Annotated in this window: 1 protein-coding gene; it reads left to right on the top strand. The window is 70.7% G+C overall.

All coding sequences use genetic code 11. The annotated features are described in order from the left end of the window. Nucleotides 1-97: 97 nt before the first annotated feature. A partial coding sequence (locus G6018_RS08510; RefSeq protein ID WP_182639377.1) for a UDP-glucose/GDP-mannose dehydrogenase family protein occupies nucleotides 98-1389 on the top strand: 1292 nt, incomplete at its 3' end.

Raw genomic sequence — 1389 nt, 5'->3', positions numbered from 1 at the left:
CCGGGCCCGTCGGCGACCCGGGCCCGGCCACAGTACGCTCGTCCCGCGTTCACCCCGGTGTTCCCGGGAGGTCGTCCGGGGACGGTAGAACTGCGCTATGCGTATGACCGTGTTCGGGACCGGGTATCTGGGGACCACCCATGCCGCCTGTATGGCCGAGTTGGGTCACGAGGTGCTGGGTGTGGATGTGGACGAGGCGAAGATCGAGCGCCTGCGGGCCGGTGAGGTGCCGTTCTACGAGCCGGGGTTGCCGGAGATCCTGAGGCGGCAGGTGGAGGCCGGTCGGGTGCGGTTCACCACGGATTATGCCGAGGCCGCGGAGTTCGCGGACCTGCACTTCATCGGGGTGGGTACCCCGCAGCGCAAGGGGGAGTTCGCGGCCGACACCTCGTATGTGGAGGACGTGGTGGCCCGGTTGGCGCCGCTGTTGACCGCGGATGCGGTGCTGGTGGGCAAGTCGACGGTGCCGGTGGGGACGGCGGCGCGGTTGCAGGAGATCGCCGACTGGCACGCCCCCGCCGGGGTGCACGTCGAGGTGGCGTGGAACCCGGAGTTCCTGCGGGAGGGTTTCGCGGTGGCCGACACGCTCACGCCGGATCGGATCGTGATCGGGGTGCGTGAGCCGGGTGGGCCGGTCGAGGAGACGGTGCGCGGGGCGTACGCGCCGATCCTGGACTCGGACCCGTGTCCGGTGATCGTGACGGACCTGGCGACCGCCGAGTTGGTCAAGGTCAGCGCGAACGCGTTCCTGGCGACCAAGATCAGCTTCATCAACGCGGTGTCGGAGGTGTGTGAGGCGGCGGGCGCGGATGTGACGGTGTTGGCGGACGCGATCGGGATGGATCCGCGGATCGGTCGGCGCTTCCTGGGTGCCGGTCTGGGCTTCGGTGGGGGGTGCCTGCCCAAGGACATCCGGGCGTTCATGGCCCGCGCCGGGGAGTTGGGTGCCGATCAGGCGATGTCGTTCCTGCGGGAGGTCGACTCGATCAACATGCGGCGCCGGGAGCGGATGGTCGATCTGGCGACCGAGGCGTGCGGGGGGATGCTGATCGGCAAGACGATCGCGGTGCTGGGGGCGGCGTTCAAGCCGGACTCCGATGACGTGCGCGACTCCCCGGCGTTGAACGTGGCCGGGATGCTGTCCCTCAAGGGGGCGCAGGCGGTGGTGTACGACCCGCAGGCGCTGGACAACGCGCGGGCCCTGTTCCCGACGCTCGCGTACGCCGACTCGGCGATCGAGGCGTGTGAGGGTGCGGACGTGGTGCTGGTGGCCACCGAGTGGGCCGAGTTCCTCGAGTTGGACCCGGCGGCCGTGACGGCGGTGGCGCGCGGGCGGATCATGCTGGACGGCCGCAACTGCATGCCCGCCGACGACTGGCGCGCCGCCGG

Origin of the sequence: Dietzia sp. DQ11-44, assembly GCF_014145205.1 — a bacterium.
GTDB lineage: Bacteria > Actinomycetota > Actinomycetes > Mycobacteriales > Mycobacteriaceae > Dietzia > Dietzia natronolimnaea.
The sequence above is the reverse complement of the archived record's forward strand: the minus strand, read 5'-3'. Positions and strand labels throughout refer to the sequence as shown.